General features: G+C 67.6%; 1 pseudogene. It reads left to right on the forward strand.

Annotated elements, in window-relative coordinates:
- Positions 1–250 (forward strand): annotated as a pseudogene (locus tag CVH10_RS26260) (hypothetical protein); the annotation flags it as partial.

Raw genomic sequence — 250 nt, forward strand, 5'->3', positions numbered from 1 at the left:
CCCGCCGACCATGCTGACGGGTCTGGTGGGGGCGGACCTGAAGGCGCTGAACCTGCCGACCGAGGCGGACTATGTGGATCGCTATCGGCGCGCGCGGGGTCTGAAGGCGGCGCCGGATCTGGATTTCTACGTCGCCTTCAACCTGTTCCGGCTGGCGGCCATTTTCCACGGCATCAAGGCGCGGATCGCCCGCGGCACCGCATCGTCGGCCCATGCGCAAGACATGATCGCCACCCTGCCCGTCTTCTCC

It is taken from the genome of Halomonas sp. ND22Bw, assembly GCF_003011945.1.
Classification (GTDB): Bacteria; Pseudomonadota; Gammaproteobacteria; order Pseudomonadales; family Halomonadaceae; genus Halomonas; species Halomonas halophila.